Origin of the sequence: Bathymodiolus heckerae thiotrophic gill symbiont (assembly GCF_900128515.1) — a bacterium.
GTDB lineage: Bacteria > Pseudomonadota > Gammaproteobacteria > PS1 > Pseudothioglobaceae > Thioglobus_A.
The window spans coordinates 1-1,416 of sequence record NZ_FQTP01000201.1; the positions used below are offsets into that span (position 1 = coordinate 1).

A 1,416-nucleotide genomic window follows, 5' to 3' on the forward strand; every position below is an offset into this window, starting at 1 on the left:
GCGTTTTTTCATGGTTGAAGTAGTTTCGTTCAATGTGCAAATGGTAAAGATATTAGGATTATCCCAACCTTCTTTCAATGCAGAATGAGAAAAAATAAAACAAGTATCTTCTTCAAAAGACAAAAGCTTTTCTTTGTCTTTCATGATTAAATCATAAACAGCTTTATCGTTCTTGGAGTTGCCCTTAGTATCTTTAAAATTCTTACCAGATTTAGAAAAATAGCCATTATGCACTTGGCTTGCTTTCTTATTTTTAAAGAAGGCTGATTCTGCTTTTAAAGCTTCAAATTCAGCCTTAAAAATTACTTTAATCAATCCATCTTCAGCAACATAATTTTTAACTTTATCAATAAAAAATAGCGATAAAACCTTTACTCTATCACCAAGTGAAGCTTGCTTTTCAAAATGGTTTTTGATTGTTTCTCTAATTTGCACTCTAAAAATATCAGCCTTATCTTCTGCTTGACTTTCACTGACTGAAAAAAACTTTCCACCTGTAATTTCTACCCCATTTTTAGCCGTGGATATTTCCTCAATAACCCAATGTTGATATTTTTCATTTTTAGTTTTTCTATAAATATCATCGTTAAGTTTTAAGTTTAAAGCCTTGTAATTATATTCCCCCGTTTTCTGATCTTTACATTCAAGCTTTACTTTTACTTTGGGGCTTTCGCCTGCTTTGGTGATAATTTTTTGCACCTCAAATACCACAGCATTTGGATCATCCTTAACTACGGAAGCTATCTCAATTTTCTTTACCAAGCCTTTGTTATAAGCATCAAAGGGTGACAAAGAATACACCAAGTTGTACAAATTTTTATGCGTAGCAGAGTAGCGTAATTTGAATATTGGATTAAGCTTATCAATGGCTGATTTGGATAAATCACTCTCCATATTCTGTGGCTCGTCCATTACCAATACAGGCTTGGTTTGAGCGATAATATCAATCATCTTCTCACCAGCGGTATCATCACGCCGATCTTCATTAATGATATTATTATCAGAATTAAACGCTTGAATACTCATCACCAAAATACTCAAATGATGATTACTAGCAAAACGCTTTAACAAACTAATTTTTCGCTTACTATCGCCATCGTATGACAATACATCACTATAAGTATTAAAGCTTTTATAAAAATGTTGCTTGGTATTTTCAAGAGTTTTAAGTACACCCTCACGCACCGCAACTGACGGCACAATAATAATAAACTTGGTTAAGCCATAACGCTGATTAAGCTCAAAAATGGTTTTTAAATACACATAAATTTTACCTGTACCTGTTTCCATTTCCACCGAAAAATCAAATAGATTTTGTTCGTCTATTTTTACATCACGCTTTTCAAGATTGTGCTTTTGAATATTAGACAAATTACTTTTTAATCTATCCTTGTCAATATCCAATTGGTTGGCAAC

Annotated in this window: 1 protein-coding gene; it reads right to left on the minus strand. The window is 32.4% G+C overall.

The window, feature by feature from the left end; genetic code table 11:
• Window positions 1-1,416: DEAD/DEAH box helicase family protein (locus BTHERMOSOX_RS11190; RefSeq protein WP_171004765.1), on the minus strand; the 1,416-nt coding region annotated here is incomplete at both ends.